Here is a 15332-nt window from a genome sequence, read left to right as displayed (position 1 = left end):
GTACTTTTAGGCGTTTATTCTAATTGCGCCGTGCCCGAATCCTACGATGTTGCCATTCTTGGCGCCGGCCCGGCGGGTACGGCCTGCGCCCTGGCCCTGCGCGGGGCCGGCCTGCGGGTGGCGCTGGTGGACAAGGCCCAGTTTCCGCGCGACAAGATTTGCGGCGACGCCATCCCCGGCCCGGCCCTGAAGGCCCTGCGCCAGCTCGACCCCGCCTACGCCACCGAGCTGCTGGCCGGCCTGCACCCCAAGGCCGAAACCCGCACCAGCCGCGTGGTGGCCCCCAACGGCCGCGGCCTGGGCGTGCGCTGGCACTTGCCCACCTTCAACAGCCCGCGCCTGCACTTCGACGCCGCCCTGCTGGCCCTCGTCAAGCGCCACACGGCCACCGAAATCCTCGAAAACTTCCCCGTCAAGACCATCGCCGGGGGCCCTAATACCGTGACCCTCACCGCCCCCGACGGCCGGGAGCTGCGTGCCGGCTTGCTCATTGCCTGCGACGGGGCCAACTCGGTAGCCGCCCGCCAGCTGGCCCACCGCCAGATTGACCGGGCCCACCACTGCGCCGCCGTGCGCGCCTACTACACCGGCGTGGCCGGGGCCGACGGCGGCACCACCGAGTTTTTCTTTCTGAAAAAGTACCCCGCCGGCTACCTATGGGTGTTTCCGGTGGGCGACGGCGTGTACAACGTGGGCTTCGGCATGCTCTCGAAAGACATTGCCGCCCAAGACGTTGATCTGAAGAAAACGTTGCTGGAACTGCTCGCCACGCACCCGCAGCTGGCCCCTCGCTTCGCGGGGGCCCAGTTGCTGGGGCCCGTGGTGGGGTTTGGGTTGCCGCTGGGCACCGGCCGGCCGGCCCACGCCCTGGCCGGCCCGCGCTGGCTGCTGTGCGGCGACGCGGCCTCCCTTATCGACCCCTTGCAGGGCCACGGCATCGACACGGCCGTGCGCAGCGGCATCCTGGCCGCCGCCCAGGCCGTGGCCTGCTTCGAAGCGCAGGATTTCAGCGCCGATTTTATGCAGCAGTACGCCCGCGCCGTGCAGGCCCGCCTGGGGCCCCAGCTGGCGCGCAGCTACCGCATCATGCGCTTTTTGGGCAACAAGCCCTGGCTCGTGAATGCCGGCGTGCGCCTGGCCCAGGTGCCGCCCATTGGCCGCTGGCTGCAGCGGCTGGTGGGCTGAGCCGCGCTACGGGCCACTGCACCCGCGGCGGCAGCGTTTCCGTATGTGGGCCATGCGCCTGCGGCTTCGGTTGTTCGAATTTGAAGATTTGCCTTGGTTTCCGGCCGTGGTACGGGCCGGCATGATGGATTATTTGCGGTTCATGATCACCGCGCTGGGCACCTACCGGCCCATTGTGCCGCTGCTCGCCGAGGCCCTGCGCCGCACCGGCCAAACCCGCCTGCTGGAGCTGGGCGCCGGCGCGGGCGGCGGCACCGAAGCCGTGCTGGCGGCCCTGCGCGCCCAGGGCCACCCCGCCGCCACCGTCACCCTTACTGACCTCTACCCCCAGCCCGCCGCCTGGGCCGACATCGGCCGGCGCACAGGCGGGGCCATCGGGGCCGAGCCGGGGCCCGTGAATGCGCTGGCTGTGCCCGAGCACCTGGCGGGGCTGCGGGTGATTTTTTCGGCCTTCCACCACTTCCCGCCCGCCGCGGCCGTGGCCTTGCTGCGCGACGCCGTGCGGGCCGGCACCGGCATCGGCGTATTTGAGGGGGCCGGCAAGCATTGGGGCGAGCTGGCGCTGGCCGGCACCGCCCTGCCCGTGGCCCAGCTGCTGCTGACGCCCTTTTTTCGGCCCTTTCGTCTCAGCCGACTGGTATTCACCTACTTGGTACCCATCATCCCGCTCTGCACCGTCTGGGACGGGGCGGTGTCGCTGCTGCGCATGTACTCGCCCGGCGAACTGCTCACGCTGGCCAACCTCGCCGACCCCACCGGCACCTACCATTGGCAAGCCGGCAAAAAAAGCCACTGGTGGGGCCCCCGCGTCACGTACCTGGTGGGCTGGCCGGCGTAGCTAGGCCGCCCGCGCAAACGGTTGGGGGCAACAACCGCGGAAAGTCTACCGATTTTTATAAATAGTGCTAATGGCGAGCAACTTGCCGCGGGCATTGCCTGGCTTTAAGAGTCCGGCGCGGGCATTTATTGGTTTGGACAGGGGCCCCAGCCCCGGGTAGGTTTGCTCGAACCAATCCCAAACCCCATGAAAAAAGCCCTTCTCCTGCTGCTCGTGGCCGCCTCGCTTGGGGCCTGCAAAAAGAACGACGACACCGCCCCGCGCTCCAACACCGACCTGCTGACGGCCCGCAACTGGCGCTTGTCGGCCGGAACCACCACGATTGCCATCAACAACGGCCCGCCCAAAACCACCGACGACTACGCCAGCGCGGTGGCCTGCGAACGCGACGATTTCCTAAAATTCAACGCCGACCAGTCTTTGGTAAGCGACGGGGGGCCCCTGCTGTGCAACCCCTCGAACCCGCGAACACAGACCGGCAGTTGGAATTTTGAGAACAACGAAACCAAGCTCACGATTACCGACCCCAGCATCCCCGGCCCCGGCCAAACGTTTGACGTCGTGGCCCTGTCGGCCTCCACCCTGCGCTTGCACGCCACCGTTTCGTATGGTTCCAGCGGCACCACGGCCACGGCCACGATAGACGAAACGCTGACCGCGTTTTAGCCCACGGCGCGGCGCACAACGGAGCTCGGGCGGCCGCGCGGTAAACGGCCCGCGTTGTGCGCCGCCGCCGCACCTTTGCGGTACGCTCCACCAACCCACCCGCCCCGCCTTGCCCCTTGCCCCCTACCGAAAGGCGCTGCCCCTGCTGCGCATCCCGTTTTCGCTGTACCTGATGCCGGTGTTCTGGTTCGGGCTCAGCGCGTTGCGGGGGCCCTGGAGCGGCGCACGGGCCGCGGGCGTGTTCGTGGTACTGCACCTGCTGGCCTACCCGGCCTCCAACGGCTACAACTCCTACTACGATAAGGACGAAGACAGCATCGGCGGCCTGAAAACTCCGCCCAAGGTCACGCCCGAGCTGCTGCACCTGGTGCGCCTATTCGACCTGCTGGCCGTGGGCGGCGCGGCCCTGATTTCGGCCACCTTTGCCGCGCTGGTGGCGGTGTACTTGCTGGTATCCAAGGCCTACAGCTACGACGGCATCCGCCTGAAAAAGTACCCGCTGTTGAGCACGGCCGTGGTGGTGGTGTTCCAGGGCGCGTTCACGTTTTTGATGACGCAGGTGGGCGCCGGGGCCCCGCTGGCGGAACTCGGGGAGAAAACCAACCTGCTGCTGGCCCTGGTCAGCACGCTGTTTTTGTGCGGCTCCTACCCGCTCACCCAGGTGTACCAGCACGCCGAGGACGGCCGCCGCGGCGACCGCACCCTGAGCCTGCGGCTGGGCATCCGGGGCACGTTCGTGTTTGCGGCGGCGGGGCTGCTGGCCGGCGCCGGAGCCCTAGCGCTCACCTACTGGCTGCGGGGCGAGCCGCGCAACGTCCTGATTTTTCTGGTGGCCACGGGGCCCGTGGTGGCGCTGTTTGGGCGCTGGGCCTGGCTGGCCTGGCACGACCCCGCCCACGCCAACTTCGCCTGGACGATGCGCATGAACCAAGTTTCGTCGCTCTGCCTGAGCGCGGCGTTCATTGCCATGCTACTGTGGCGACTCTTCTGATAGCCATTTAATTACTCAAACGCTGCCTGCAACCGGGCTTCAAAAAGTCAACTTCGGGGCTGATTCACAGGTATAAGAGCCTTTTTTAGCCTGTTTTTACCGCCATGAAGCCCGAAGATTTCACGCCCTTGGTGCAGACCTTTTTCCAGCACAAGCTCACCGTCGCATTTGCCGAAAGCTGCACGGCCGGCCTGTTGTGCGCCGAGCTGTCGAAGGCCCAGGGCAGCAGCGAAGTGCTGCTGGGCGGCGTGGTCACGTACCACACCGACGCCAAGCAGCGCCTGCTCGGCGTGAAGAAGCAGACCCTGGAACTGTACTCGGCCGAATCGCAGCAGGTGACCAACGAAATGGCCATGGGCCTGCACAAGCACCTGCCTGCCGACGTGTGCGTGGCCGTGACGGGCCTGTGCGGCAGCGGTGCTTCCGAGTCGCCCGACAAGCCGGTGGGCACGGCGTTCATCACCATTCTGCACCAGCACAAGGCCCACGAGTACCGGCAAGTGTTTGATACCACCGGCGATGAGATGAAGCAGGAGATTGTGACTTTCGTGTTTCAAAAGCTGCAAGGCCTGGTGGGCCAAGTGCCCGATATGCTGCCCACCAAAACCCACCGCGACTAGCCACCGGCCGGCCGCATTTGGGGCCCCGGCAGCCAATCGGCCCGCGGCGCGGCGGCTAGGGCAGCGCCCCACCGGGGCCCCACGGCCGTTGGTGGCGCGGGGCCCCGGCGGACCTCGGGGCAGTGGGCGGCCCAAATTTTCCGGCGGCGCGGCGTAAGTTTCCGCGTCTGTAGAGCTCCATTTTCACCCAATTCCCCATTCCCATGCGCACTTGGTTCCTTGCCCTGCTGCCGGCCCTGGCCGCGTGCGGCACCGCTTCCCCGCCCGAAACCACCGCCACCAGCCCCGGCGCGGCGCCCACCGCGGGGGCCCCACGGGCGGCCGATTCCTCCGCGTTGCCCCCGCCCGACACGGCCCGTGCCAAGGCCGTGTCGGCCCTCGGCGACACGCTGCGCGTGGTGCGGCAGCGGCACAATTTCAGCCATTCCGAAGGCCCGGCCGATGCGTTCCGGCTGGTGTTTCGGGGCCCCTCGGTGCTGAAGGGCACCGCCGAATTCACGATTACCGACCCGAGCGGCCAGGTCATTTTTCGCGAGGTGCTGACCGAGCCCGACCTCGAAGCGGCGCTGGTGTACGAGATGAAAACCCCGACCGCCACGCCCGCCGAGCGCGAGGCCTACGTGCTGCGCCGCATCGACCAGTTCTTCCAGCCCGCGCAGTTCCAGAAGCCCGCCGTGGGGCCCCAGGCCACGTTTCCCAGTAACGTCGAAAACCTCGACCAGGCCACCTGGGCCGACCTCAAGCGCCGCCCCGGCACCATCGGTTTCGACTACCTGAAGGGCAAGGAGGACCGCCAGCGCATCGCCTGGTCACCGCTGAAAAAGCAGACCGTGCGCGTGCGCTAAGGCTAGTTGCATTAGAGGCCCCACGCAAAAAGCCACCGCTTTTGGCGGTGGCTTTTTGTTGAATTACGCTAGCTGAAACAGGCCTTAGCCGTTCATCGAGAGCAGGAACTCGTGGTTGTCCTTGGTGCCCTTGATGCGGTCTTTCAGGAATTCCATGGCTTCGGTGGCGCTCATGTCGGTCATGAAGCGGCGCAGCACCCACACGCGGCCCAGCTCCTCCTTGGTCATCAGCAGGTCTTCGCGGCGGGTGCCGGAAGCCGGGATGTCGATGGCCGGGAACACGCGCTTGTTGGCCAGCTTGCGGTCCAGCTGCAGCTCCATGTTGCCGGTGCCCTTGAATTCTTCGAAGATCACCTCGTCCATTTTCGAGCCCGTTTCGATCAGCGCCGTGGCGATGATGGTGAGCGAGCCGCCGCCCTCCACGTTGCGGGCCGCGCCGAAGAAGCGCTTGGGCTTTTGTAGGGCCCCGGCGTCGATGCCGCCCGAGAGGATGCGCGAGCTACTGGGCTGCACCGTGTTGTAGGCGCGCGCCAGGCGGGTGATGGAGTCGAGCAGGATCACCACGTCGTGGCCGCACTCCACGAGGCGCCGGGCCTTGTCGAGGGCCATTTCGGCGATTTTCACGTGGCGGTCGGCCGTTTCGTCGAAGGTCGAGCTGAGCACTTCGGCCTTCACGGTGCGTGCCATGTCGGTCACTTCCTCGGGGCGTTCGTCGATGAGCAAAATCATCAGGTATACCTCGGGGTGGTTCTCGGAAATGGCGTTGGCAATTTCCTGGAGCAGCACCGTTTTGCCGGTTTTGGGCTGGGCCACGATGAGGCCCCGCTGGCCCTTGCCAATCGGCGCAAACAAGTCGAGCACGCGGGTGCTGATTTGGCTGGGCTTGGTGCTGAGCTGCATCCGCTCGTCGGCAAACAGCGGCGTGAGGTGGCTGAACGGCACCCGGTCGCGCACGTCTTCTACGGTGCGCCCGTTCATGCTGTCGATGCCCACCAGGGCGAAGTATTTCTCGCCCTCGCGCGGCGGCCGGATGGTGCCCACCACCGTGTCGCCGGGCTTTAGCGCAAACTGCTTCACCTGCTGCGGCGACACGTAAATGTCGTCCGGCGAGGTCAGGTAGTTGTAAAACGGCGAGCGTAGGAAGCCGTAGCCACCGTCGGGCATCAGCTCGAACGTGCCGTTGCCGGGCACCACCAGGTCAATTTCCTGGCGGGCGGGGCGCTGGTTTTGGTTCTGCCCCTGGTTCTGGTTTTGTCCCTGGTTCTGCCCTTGGCCTTGGTTTGGGTTCTGGCCCTGGTTCTGCTGGCCCTGGGGTTGGTCGGGGTTTTGGCCGTTGGCACGCTGTTCGTCGCGGCGCTGCTGGCGTTGCTGGTCGCGCTGAGCCTGGCGCTCCTCGCGGGTCATGCGCGGTTGCTGGTCCTGGCCTTGGCCGTTGCGCGGCTGGTCATTGCGGGGTTGGTCCTGGCCTTGGTTGTTGCGGGGCTGATCGTTGCGCGACTGGTCCTGGCCGTTGCCGTTGCGGTATTCGCGGGGCTGGTCGTTGCGGTATTCGCGGGGCTGCTGGTCCTGGCCGTTGCGGGGCTGGTCCTGCCGGAAAGCGCGGGGCTGGTCGCGGTCGTTACGGCGGTTAGCGTAGTCGTCGGCGCCGTAGTCGCGCCGAGGGTTATCGCGGGCGGGGGCCCCGTTGGCGCGGCCATCGGTAGCCGAAGTTTCGGTGCTGGCGGCGGGCAACACCACGTCGCCTTCACTGCTTTCTACGGCTTCGCGGGCGGCGCGAGCTTGCTCGCGGGCAGCCTGGGCGGCTTGCTCGGCGGCGCGGTTCTCGCTGATGGGGCGGCCATTGCGGCCCACCCGCTCGCGGCGGTGGCGCTCGGCGGGGGCCCCATCGGCGGCCGGCGCAGCATCGGCACCTTCAGCAGAAGCGGCGGCCGCGCTTTCGGCCGCGGGCTGCTCCGAAGCGGGCGTAGCGGTGGCCTCTTGGGCAGCCACAGCCTCAGTGATTGGAGCAGCAGCGGCTGGTTCAACGGGAATTGGGGCAACCTGCACGGCCGAGGGACCCTCGACGGCGGGCGGGGCCACGTCGGAGAAGGGCTGCTCGGCCACGGTGGGCGCGGCGCGGCGGCTGGTGCGGGCCGCAGCGGGGGCCCCGGCGGCGGCAGCGCGGGGAGCACGGGCCGCCTTGGCAACGGGGGCCGCTTCGGCAGCGGCGGGGGTGGCTTCGGGGGCGGGCTGGGTAGCCTGCTGGTCCAGAATCTTATAAATCAAATCCTGCTTGCTAAGCCGCTTGAAATTGCCAACGTTGAGCTGCTCGGCAAGTTCTTTGAGGTCGGGCAGCAAACGGTCCTTCAACTCGTTGAGGGTGTGCATAGAAAAATTAGAGGGAGGGAATATCTGGGAGGGGCCGGCGGGGCGGGCCGGGGGCCGCCAAAGGTGCACGGGCGGCAACGGGGCGTATAAGCCGCCGGCCGAAGAACCGCGTCAGCGCGGCACAACAACACGAATCGGATGGAGCAATACGAATGGGGGCAACCCGGCGCTACTTAGAAAGAGGTAGGTGGTCGGTGCGGGCCAGCGCCCCTTGGGGGCCCACCGGCCCGGCCACGGGGGCCGGTTGCTACCGCAATGTTAGGGCATTACGGGCAAACTGCCAAATCGGATGCCCGGCGGTCTACCTTTGCCGCCGATTCCAACAACCCGCGCCCCATGCTGCAAGTTTCCGTCCTCAAAGAACAAACCGACCGGGTACTGGCCGGCCTCGCTAAGAAACACTACCCCACCGGCCCCGCCGACGTGGCCGCCATCCTCGACCTCGACCAGCGCCGCCGGGCCCTGCAAACCTCTCACGACGCCGCCCAGGCCGAAGCCAACGACCTCGCCCGCCAGATTGGGGCCCTGATGAAAAGCGGCGACAAGGCCGGCGCCGACGCCCTGAAAGTTCGCACCACGGAGCTGAAACAGCACACCAAAACCGCCACCGACGAGCTCACGCAGGTGGAACTGGCCATCCAGCAGCTGCTCTACAAGCTGCCCAACCTGCCCCACGCCAGCGTGCCCGAAGGCCGCGCCGCCGCCGACAACGAGCTGGTGCGCGAGCACGGCGCCATCCCCACATTGTACGCCGGGGCCCAGCCGCACTGGGAGCTGATTAAGAAGTATGACATCATCGATTTTGAGCTGGGCATCAAAATCACGGGCGCCGGCTTTCCGGTGTACAAGGGCCAGGGGGCCCGGCTGCAACGGGCGCTGGTCAACTTTTTCCTGGACGAAGCGCGGGAAGCCGGCTACACCGAAGTGCAGCCCCCCATTGTGGTGAACGAGGCCAGCGCCACCGCCACCGGCCAGCTGCCCGATAAGGAGGGCCAGATGTACCACGATGCCAAGGACGACCTCTACCTCATCCCCACGGCCGAGGTACCGGTAACGAACCTCTACCGCGACGAAATTATTCCAGTCGAGAAGCTGCCCATTCGCAACACGGCCTACACGCCCTGCTTCCGCCGCGAGGCCGGCTCGTGGGGCGCCGACGTGCGGGGCCTCAACCGCCTGCACCAGTTCGACAAGGTAGAAATCGTGCAAATCACGCAGCCCGAAAACAGCTACGCGGCCCTCGACGGCATGGTGGCCCACATCGAAAACCTGCTCCAAAAGCTGGGCCTCCCCTACCGCGTGCTGCGCCTGTGCGGCGGCGACATGGGCTTCACCAGCGCCCTGACCTACGATTTGGAGGTGTGGAGCGCCGCCCAAGGCCGCTGGCTCGAAGTGTCGTCGGCCTCCAACTTCGAAACCTACCAGGCCAATCGCCTCAAGTGCCGCTACCGCGCCGACGGCGGCAAAACCCAGCTCCTGCACACGCTCAACGGCTCGGCCCTGGCCCTGCCCCGCATCGTGGCCGCCCTGCTGGAAAACAACCAAACCGCCGACGGCATCGAGCTGCCCGCGGTGCTGCACAGCTACTGCGGCTTCAGCAAGATTGGGTAGTTGTTCGTAGCAATGCAAGGGGCCCCGTTCAACATCGTTGAGCGGGGCCCCTTTTTTTATTCATTTAGCCAAAGAGTTCGGGCCGGCGCTCAGCTAATGGCAACGAACCTGGCTGAACATCGGCCTGGCCAAAGCCACACGCCGCACAAAACCGGGCCTGTGGGGTTCGCAGCGGTTTTTGGCACGCCGGGCAAGGCGGGCCGTATTGCGCTACTTCGTGGTGCCGCACCGCATTGGGATTGGTTTCCGCGAAGCCGGTTAGCAACCGGTACATCTCTAACATTGGCTGGCGCATTCGGGCCACACCATCCAACTGCATGGGAATGAATACGTGGCATCGACGCCGGTATTCTTCCTCGACTAAGCGCATTCCTTCTGCCTGCGCTTGGCGCACCAGCGTGGCCTCGTCGGGCTCCAGCATGGGCATTGCCTGCTGGCAGCGCCAGCACCACACCGTTTTCATTGGGGCCCCTAATACTCCACCATTTGCTCATCCACATAGCACCAGAGCCACCGCTCGCCGGGCTGGGCGGAGGCGATGACGGGGTGCTGCGTGGCGTGGAAGTGCTTGGTGGCGTGCTTGTTCTTCGAGTCATCGCAGCAGCCGACGTGGCCGCACTCCTGGCAGGTGCGCAGGTGCACCCAGGTATCGCCCAGGGCTACGCACTCGGGGCACACGTGCTTGGCATCTGGGATGATGTGGGTGATTTGGCTGAGGTGCTGGCAGATGTTGGCCATGGCGGTGGGGGTTGGTGGTGGGGCCCTAGCGCCCGTCGCGGGGCGGCGGCAGGTTCAAATCTAACGCTTGGTCGTTCATGCACTTGAAATGGCCCTGCGGACACTTCGCAAACCCAATTTTGGAGCACGGGCGGCAGCTCAGGTTCAGCACTTCCAGGGCCCTAAATTCAGTTTTGTAGGGGTACATGCCGAAGGCCGGCACCGTGTTGCCCCATACGCTGAAGATTTCCTTTTTGAACGCTGCCGCGATGTGCATCAGGCCCGTGTCGTGGCTCACCACCAGCTGCGCCTGCCGCACCAGCGAGGCCGATTGGTGCAGCGTGTACCGCCCGCAGCCGTTGTGAATGAGCGGACTGGCAAACCGCGCCGGCGCGTTTGGCGGGAAATAGTACGGGCTTTCGGGGATGCGGGCCGGCGATTCAGCACGGCCCGCACCGGCGTCGAACGCCAGCTCAATGACGTGGCCGGTGCTTTCGTCCTCGGGGCCCCCGAGCAACACGATGGGCCGGTTGAGCTTGGCGCACAGCGCGATGAGCTTCTCGACGGGCAGGCGCTTGGTGGCGTGCTGGGCCCCGATGGCCACCGCCACGTAGCCGCGCTGGAAGCCCGCGGGCAAGTCGCGCAGGTCAATTTCCTGGCCTTCGGGGATGAAGTAATCGAGGCCCTGGCCGTCGTTGCGCACGCCCAACGGCGCGGCGGCGGCCAGGTAGCGGTCCACGATGTGGACCTTGGGCAGGGTATCCACCTTGAAGTTGACCAGCAGCCACTTTTGCGCGTTCAGCTTATCGAAGCTGGCCGACTTCACGTTGAGTTGCAGCTTGAGCAGCCGGGTGCGCAGGTTGTTGTGCAGGTCAACGATGAAGTCGAACTTCTCCGCCCGCAGCTCCCGCACCAAGTCGCGCAGCGAGCCGCTGAGCACGTGCACTTTGGCGATGTGCGGGTTGGGCTCCAGCAGGCCGCGGTAGGCGGGCTTGGTGGCAAAGTGCACCGCTGCGCCCGGCACCTGCTGCGCCAGGGCCCTAACCACGGGCGTGGTCAGCACGATGTCGCCGATGGAGGAAAAGCGGAGGACGAGAATTTTCATCTGGCGCGGGGGCCCTATTCGAACAGCGAGGCCTTGAAAACCTTGGGCGGCTTGATGGCGGCTTTGCGGGCGGCGAAGTAGGCGGCGGCTTCGTCCACCGACTTGGTGTTGAACGTCATCTCCTTGGTCAGCATGCCCTTGCGGCCCATGAGCACGCCGTAGCGGGTGTCGGCGTAGCCGTCGGTGTGGTGGGCGTCGGGGTTGATGCTCAGCTGCACGCCCTGGTCGAGGGCGTAGCGCACCCAGCGCCAGTCGAGGTCGAGGCGCCAGGGGTTGGCGTTGATTTCGATGATGACCTGGTGCTTCGCGCAGGCGTCGATGACGGCCTTGTAATCAATGGGATACCCTTGGCGGCGCAGCAGCAGGCGGCCGGTGGGGTGGCCCAGCATGGTGGTATAGGGGTTGGCGATGGCGCGCAGCAGGCGGTCGGTGGCCTTGCGCTCGTCCATTTTCAGGTTGGAGTGCACCGAGGCCACGATGAAGTCGAAGCTGGCCAGCACGTCGGGCGCGTAGTCCAGGGCCCCGTCGCTGAGGATGTCGCTCTCGATGCCCTTGAAAATGCGGAACGGCGCCAGCTCCTGGTTGAGCTGGTCGATTTCCTGGTGCTGCTGGCGCACGCGGTCGGCGCTGAGGCCGTTGGCGTAGTGGGCGGCCTGCGAGTGGTCGCAGATGCCGAGGTACTCAAAGCCGTGGTCGCGGAGCCAGGTGGCCATTTCGCGCAGCGAGTGGTTGCCGTCGGAGTAGGTGCTGTGGTTGTGCAGCGAGCCGCGGATGTCGCCGTCTTCGAGCAGGCGGGGCAGCTTGTTTTCGGCGGCCAGCGCAATTTCGCCCAGGCCTTCGCGCAGCTCGGGCACCAGGTATTGCAGGCCGGCTTTTTCGTAGAGGGCTTCTTCGCGCTCGAATTTCTCGCGGCGCGCCCACTGGCGCAGCGTGGCCGGCTGGCCGGGGCCCTGGCCGGCGGCGTTGGGCAGCGGCTCGGCCAGGTGCGTTTCGGTGGCGGTGTGCAGGAACAGCTCGTTCACAAAATCTTCCGACGCCACCAGCAGCACCTCCACGGCCACGCCCGAGCCGGCGGCGGTGCCGCGCCAGGCGAAGGGCCCCGACTGCGCCGGCACGGGCACCAAGCCGTCGAGCGAGTTGAGCAGCTCGTGCGCCTTCTCGGGGGCGTCGGTGGCGGCCACCAGGGCCACGGTTTCCACGGTTTCGAGGCGGCGGCGGGTTTCGCCGGCCACGGCTACTTGCTCGGTGCCCAGGGCCTCGCGCAGGCGGCGGGCCAGGGCCTCGCCCAGCTCCTCGGCCTGCGGATACAGCAGCTTGCCCTTGCTTTGGTCGGTGAATTCGAGGGCCTCCAGAATGCCTTGCTGGGTTTTCTGGCCAAAGCCCTTCAGCTTGCTCACCTGGTCGGCCTCGGCGGCATCGCGCAGCTGCTCGGCGCTTTCGATGCCCAGCTCGCGCCACAGGGCCCTAATTTTCTTCGGGCCTATGCCCTTGATTTTCAGCAGCTCCACCACGCCGGGCGGGGTAATTTCGAGCAGGCGCTGCAAGTCCGAAAACGTGCCGGTATCGAGCAGCTCGGCCACTTTGGCGGCGGCGGTTTTGCTCAGGCCGGTGCGGTCGGGCAGGCCGGGGCGCTCCACCTCGGCCACCGGAAAGCTCAGGGCCTCCAGGGCCGTGGCGGTGCCTTCGATGGCCCGAATTTTAAAGGGATTTTCGTCGTGCAGCTCCATGAGCTGCGCCGCCAGCCGGAAGGCGCGGGTAAGGGCGCGGTTGTCCACAGAAATAGGTCGTTTGGATGAGCGAAGGTACCGCCGGGCGTAGCTTGCGGACCCCAGCAAGGGCCCCGCGGGCCCGCCGCCGTTGCTTTTTGCTTACGTTAAACCTCTTACTTATGGCCCTTTTTTCATTCCGCGGGCTGGCGGTGCTGCCGCTGGCCCTACTGGCCGCCACGTGCCAGCCGCGCCGCCCCGCCGACAGCCTCCCCGCCTCCCCCGACGAGCTGCTGGGCACGTGGCTGCAATCGAACGAGGAAAGCAGCGGCGACACGCTCGTGTACCGGCCCAACACCTACAAGTTTCCGCCCAGCCGTGGCCGCACGGGCTTCGCCGTAGGCCCCGCCGGGCGTTTCACGCAGTTCGACATTGCCCCCACCGACGGCCTTGACCGGCGCGAGGGCACCTGGACGGCCCCCGACCCGGCCCACCTGCAAATCCATTTGGCCGACGGCAAAACGCCCGACTATACCTTGGAAATCATCTCATTGCAAAAGGGCGTGCTCAAGCTAAAGCAGCCGTAGGGGCCCCTGGCGCTACCGGGGCGTTATCTTCGCTGGTATTCCCGCCCGCTGCCCCCGGGGCCCTGGGGGCCCCAGCCGGCCAGCGGCTTTTGGCGGCCCCGGGGCCGGGCGCGGCGGGCTACCCGCCGCTTACCTGCTCCTTCGCATGAAATTTTTCCCGTTATCCGCCCTGGCTTTGGCCGGGGCACTGGCCGCTTCGGCGGTGCACGCCGCCCCGCTGGGGGCCCCCAAACCAACTCCCACCCGCAGCCAAAAAACCAGCGCGGCCATCGACCGCATCGACCCCACGTACTGGTTCGTAGGCATGAAAAATCCCACGGTGCAGCTGCTGGTGCACGGCCCCGGCCTGGCCAGCAGCACGGTGGAGCAGCCCAACTACCCCGGCGTGACCCTCGACCGAGTGGAGAAGCTGACGAGCCCCAACTATCTGCTGCTCAACCTCACAGTGCGGCCCGGGGCCAAGCCGGGCAAGCTCAAATTGAAATTCAAGGGCGCGAAGAATTTCACCTACGACTACGAGCTCCGGGCCCGCAATTCCGACCCTAACCGCACGCAGGGGCTCACCCAGGCTGACTTCGTGTACATGCTGATGCCGGACCGTTTCTCGAACGGCGACCCGAAGAACGACGTGGTGAAGGGTACCCGCGTGAACCACGTGGCCCGCGACTCGATGTACGCCCGCCACGGCGGCGACTTGAAGGGCATTGAGAACCACTTCGGCTACTTTAAGCAGCTGGGGGCCACAGCCATCTGGCCCACGCCCGTCGTGGAGAACGACATGCCCAAGGCCAGCTACCACGGCTACGCCGTGACGGACTGCTACAAGATTGACCCGCGCTACGGCACCAACGCCGAGTACGCGCAGTTCGTGAAAAACGCGCACAAGCAGGGCCTCAAAGTGGTGCAGGACATTGTGTTGAACCACTGGGGCAGCTACCACCACCTGTTCCTAGACCAGCCGGCGGCCGACTGGTTCCACGCCTTTCCCACGTTCACGCGCAGCAACTACAACGCCTACCCCCTCAACGACCCCTACGGCTCGCAGCTGGACCGGAAGCTGGAAAACGACGGCTGGTTCGACACCACAATGCCCGACGTGAACCAGAGCAACCCGCTGGTGGCTACCTACTTGATCCAGAACTTCTTGTGGTGGGTGGAGAGCACCGGCCTCGACGGCTACCGCATCGACACCTACCCGTATTCGGAGCCGCAGTTCCTGATGGCGTGGGGCAAGGCCATTGCCGACGAGTATCCCAAGCTGGCGATGTTCGGCGAAGCGTGGGAAGGCACCGAGGCCGAGCAGGCGTTCTTCGCCCAGAACATCTTCCCGCCCGTCAACGGCTTTAAGTCCAACTTGCCGGGCGTGCTCGATTTTCAGGTTTGCTTCGGCATCGGCGATGCGCTGAAGGGCGACAACGGCGACCTGACAAAGCTGTATAGGGCCCTGCAAGGCGACTGGATGTATACCGACCCCACGCGCAACGTACCGTTCCTCGACAACCACGACATGAGCCGGTTCTACTCGGTGATCGGCGAGGACTTTGCCAAGTACAAAATGGGGCTGGCCTGGCTGCTCACGCTGCGCGGCACGCCGCAGCTGTACTACGGCACGGAGGTGCTGATGAAGAACTTCTCGGACCCCGACGGCAAGGTGCGCGAGGACTTTCCCGGCGGCTGGGCCGGCGACAAAACCAACTACTTCGCGGCCCGCCCGGGCCAGGCCGGCGAGGCCTTCGACTACGTGGCCAAGCTGGCCAACTACCGCAAAACCCACCCCGTGCTCAGCAGCGGCAAGCTGATGCAGTTCCTCCCGCAGGACGGCGTGTATACCTACTTCCGTTACACCGACGCCGGCGAGTGCGTGATGGTCATCGCCAACAACACGAAGGACGCCAAGCAAGTGGACAGTAACCGCTTCGCCGAGCGCACCGCCGGCTTCGCCTCGGGCCAAGACGTGGTGACCGGGGCCCCCGTGCCCGACCTGAAAACCCTGGCCGTGCCCGCCCGCACGGTGATGGTAGTCGAACTCAAAAAATAGATTTGGAAGTGGGACCCCCGGGCCCCATCTTCATTGCCCATCTCCCTAAATCCCAC

Annotated in this window: 14 protein-coding genes; 9 read left to right on the top strand and 5 right to left on the bottom strand. The window is 66.1% G+C overall.

The genetic code is table 11. The annotated features are described in order from the left end of the window. The first annotated feature begins 30 nt into the window (after nt 1-30). The 6 genes from EAH73_RS06255 (at nt 31) to EAH73_RS06225 (ending at nt 5145) form a co-directional block, all read left to right on the top strand. Entirely contained in the window at nt 31-1185 is a 1155-nt protein-coding gene (locus EAH73_RS06255) for an NAD(P)/FAD-dependent oxidoreductase (RefSeq protein ID WP_161599460.1), read from the top strand. A 52-nt stretch (nt 1186-1237) separates the two neighbouring features. Further along, nucleotides 1238-2023 carry a class I SAM-dependent methyltransferase gene (locus EAH73_RS06250; RefSeq protein WP_140465622.1) on the top strand — a complete coding sequence of 262 codons (786 nt, stop codon included), beginning with the start codon at nt 1238-1240 and terminating at the stop codon, nt 2021-2023. Between the two features lie 186 nt (nt 2024-2209). After that, a complete protein-coding gene (locus EAH73_RS06245) occupies nt 2210-2689 on the top strand; it encodes a lipocalin family protein (protein ID WP_140465621.1) in 480 nt (159 codons plus the stop codon). Between the two features lie 109 nt (nt 2690-2798). Next, entirely contained in the window at nt 2799-3680 is an 882-nt protein-coding gene (locus EAH73_RS06240) for a UbiA family prenyltransferase (RefSeq protein ID WP_140465620.1), read from the top strand. Nucleotides 3681-3784: 104 nt separating this feature from the next. Then, on the top strand, nt 3785-4300 hold the full coding sequence (locus EAH73_RS06235; protein WP_140465619.1) for a CinA family protein: 516 nt from the start codon (nt 3785-3787) through the stop codon (nt 4298-4300). Between the two features lie 203 nt (nt 4301-4503). Beyond that, nucleotides 4504-5145 carry a hypothetical protein gene (locus tag EAH73_RS06225; RefSeq protein ID WP_161599459.1) on the top strand — a complete coding sequence of 214 codons (642 nt, stop codon included), beginning with the start codon at nt 4504-4506 and terminating at the stop codon, nt 5143-5145. Between the two features lie 84 nt (nt 5146-5229). On the opposite strand, the gene rho is transcribed toward EAH73_RS06225, so the two are convergent. Beyond that, nucleotides 5230-7512 (bottom strand): transcription termination factor Rho, encoded by a 2283-nt coding sequence (gene rho, locus EAH73_RS06220; protein ID WP_140465617.1) that lies wholly within the window; start codon nt 7510-7512, stop codon nt 5230-5232. Between the two features lie 336 nt (nt 7513-7848). Between rho and serS the strand changes: the two genes are divergently transcribed. Next, a complete protein-coding gene (gene serS / locus EAH73_RS06215; protein ID WP_140465616.1) occupies nt 7849-9123 on the top strand; it encodes a serine--tRNA ligase in 1275 nt (424 codons plus the stop codon). A 64-nt stretch (nt 9124-9187) separates the two neighbouring features. Here serS and EAH73_RS06210 read toward each other — a convergent pair whose 3' ends face one another. From EAH73_RS06210 to EAH73_RS06195, 4 genes are read right to left on the bottom strand one after another with little or no spacing between them, the layout of a single operon-like run. Further along, nucleotides 9188-9544 carry a hypothetical protein gene (locus tag EAH73_RS06210; RefSeq protein WP_193560185.1) on the bottom strand — a complete coding sequence of 119 codons (357 nt, stop codon included), beginning with the start codon at nt 9542-9544 and terminating at the stop codon, nt 9188-9190. 50 nt (nt 9545-9594) lie between these two features. Beyond that, the gene (locus tag EAH73_RS06205) at nt 9595-9861 is read right to left on the bottom strand and encodes a UBP-type zinc finger domain-containing protein (RefSeq protein WP_140465615.1); all 267 of its coding nucleotides are present in this window, start codon (nt 9859-9861) and stop codon (nt 9595-9597) included. 25 nt (nt 9862-9886) lie between these two features. Beyond that, nucleotides 9887-10945, bottom strand: coding sequence for a glycosyltransferase family 9 protein (locus EAH73_RS06200; RefSeq protein ID WP_140465614.1), 1059 nt, complete (start codon nt 10943-10945; stop codon nt 9887-9889). Between the two features lie 14 nt (nt 10946-10959). After that, nucleotides 10960-12720: a helix-hairpin-helix domain-containing protein gene (locus EAH73_RS06195; RefSeq protein WP_140465613.1), complete on the bottom strand. Its 1761-nt coding sequence runs from the start codon at nt 12718-12720 to the stop codon at nt 10960-10962. 113 nt (nt 12721-12833) lie between these two features. On the opposite strand from EAH73_RS06195, the gene EAH73_RS06190 reads away from it, so the two are divergent. Together EAH73_RS06190 and EAH73_RS06185 are read left to right on the top strand one after the other, a co-directional pair. Then, nucleotides 12834-13238, top strand: coding sequence for a hypothetical protein (locus tag EAH73_RS06190; protein WP_140465612.1), 405 nt, complete (start codon nt 12834-12836; stop codon nt 13236-13238). Nucleotides 13239-13383: 145 nt separating this feature from the next. Beyond that, nucleotides 13384-15276 (top strand): alpha-amylase family glycosyl hydrolase, encoded by a 1893-nt coding sequence (locus EAH73_RS06185; protein ID WP_140465611.1) that lies wholly within the window; start codon nt 13384-13386, stop codon nt 15274-15276. Nucleotides 15277-15332 lie beyond the last annotated feature (56 nt).

This window comes from Hymenobacter nivis, assembly GCF_006439025.1.
In the GTDB taxonomy this organism is placed as follows: domain Bacteria; phylum Bacteroidota; class Bacteroidia; order Cytophagales; family Hymenobacteraceae; genus Hymenobacter; species Hymenobacter nivis_A.
This window is presented reverse-complemented; position numbering and strand designations above follow the sequence as displayed.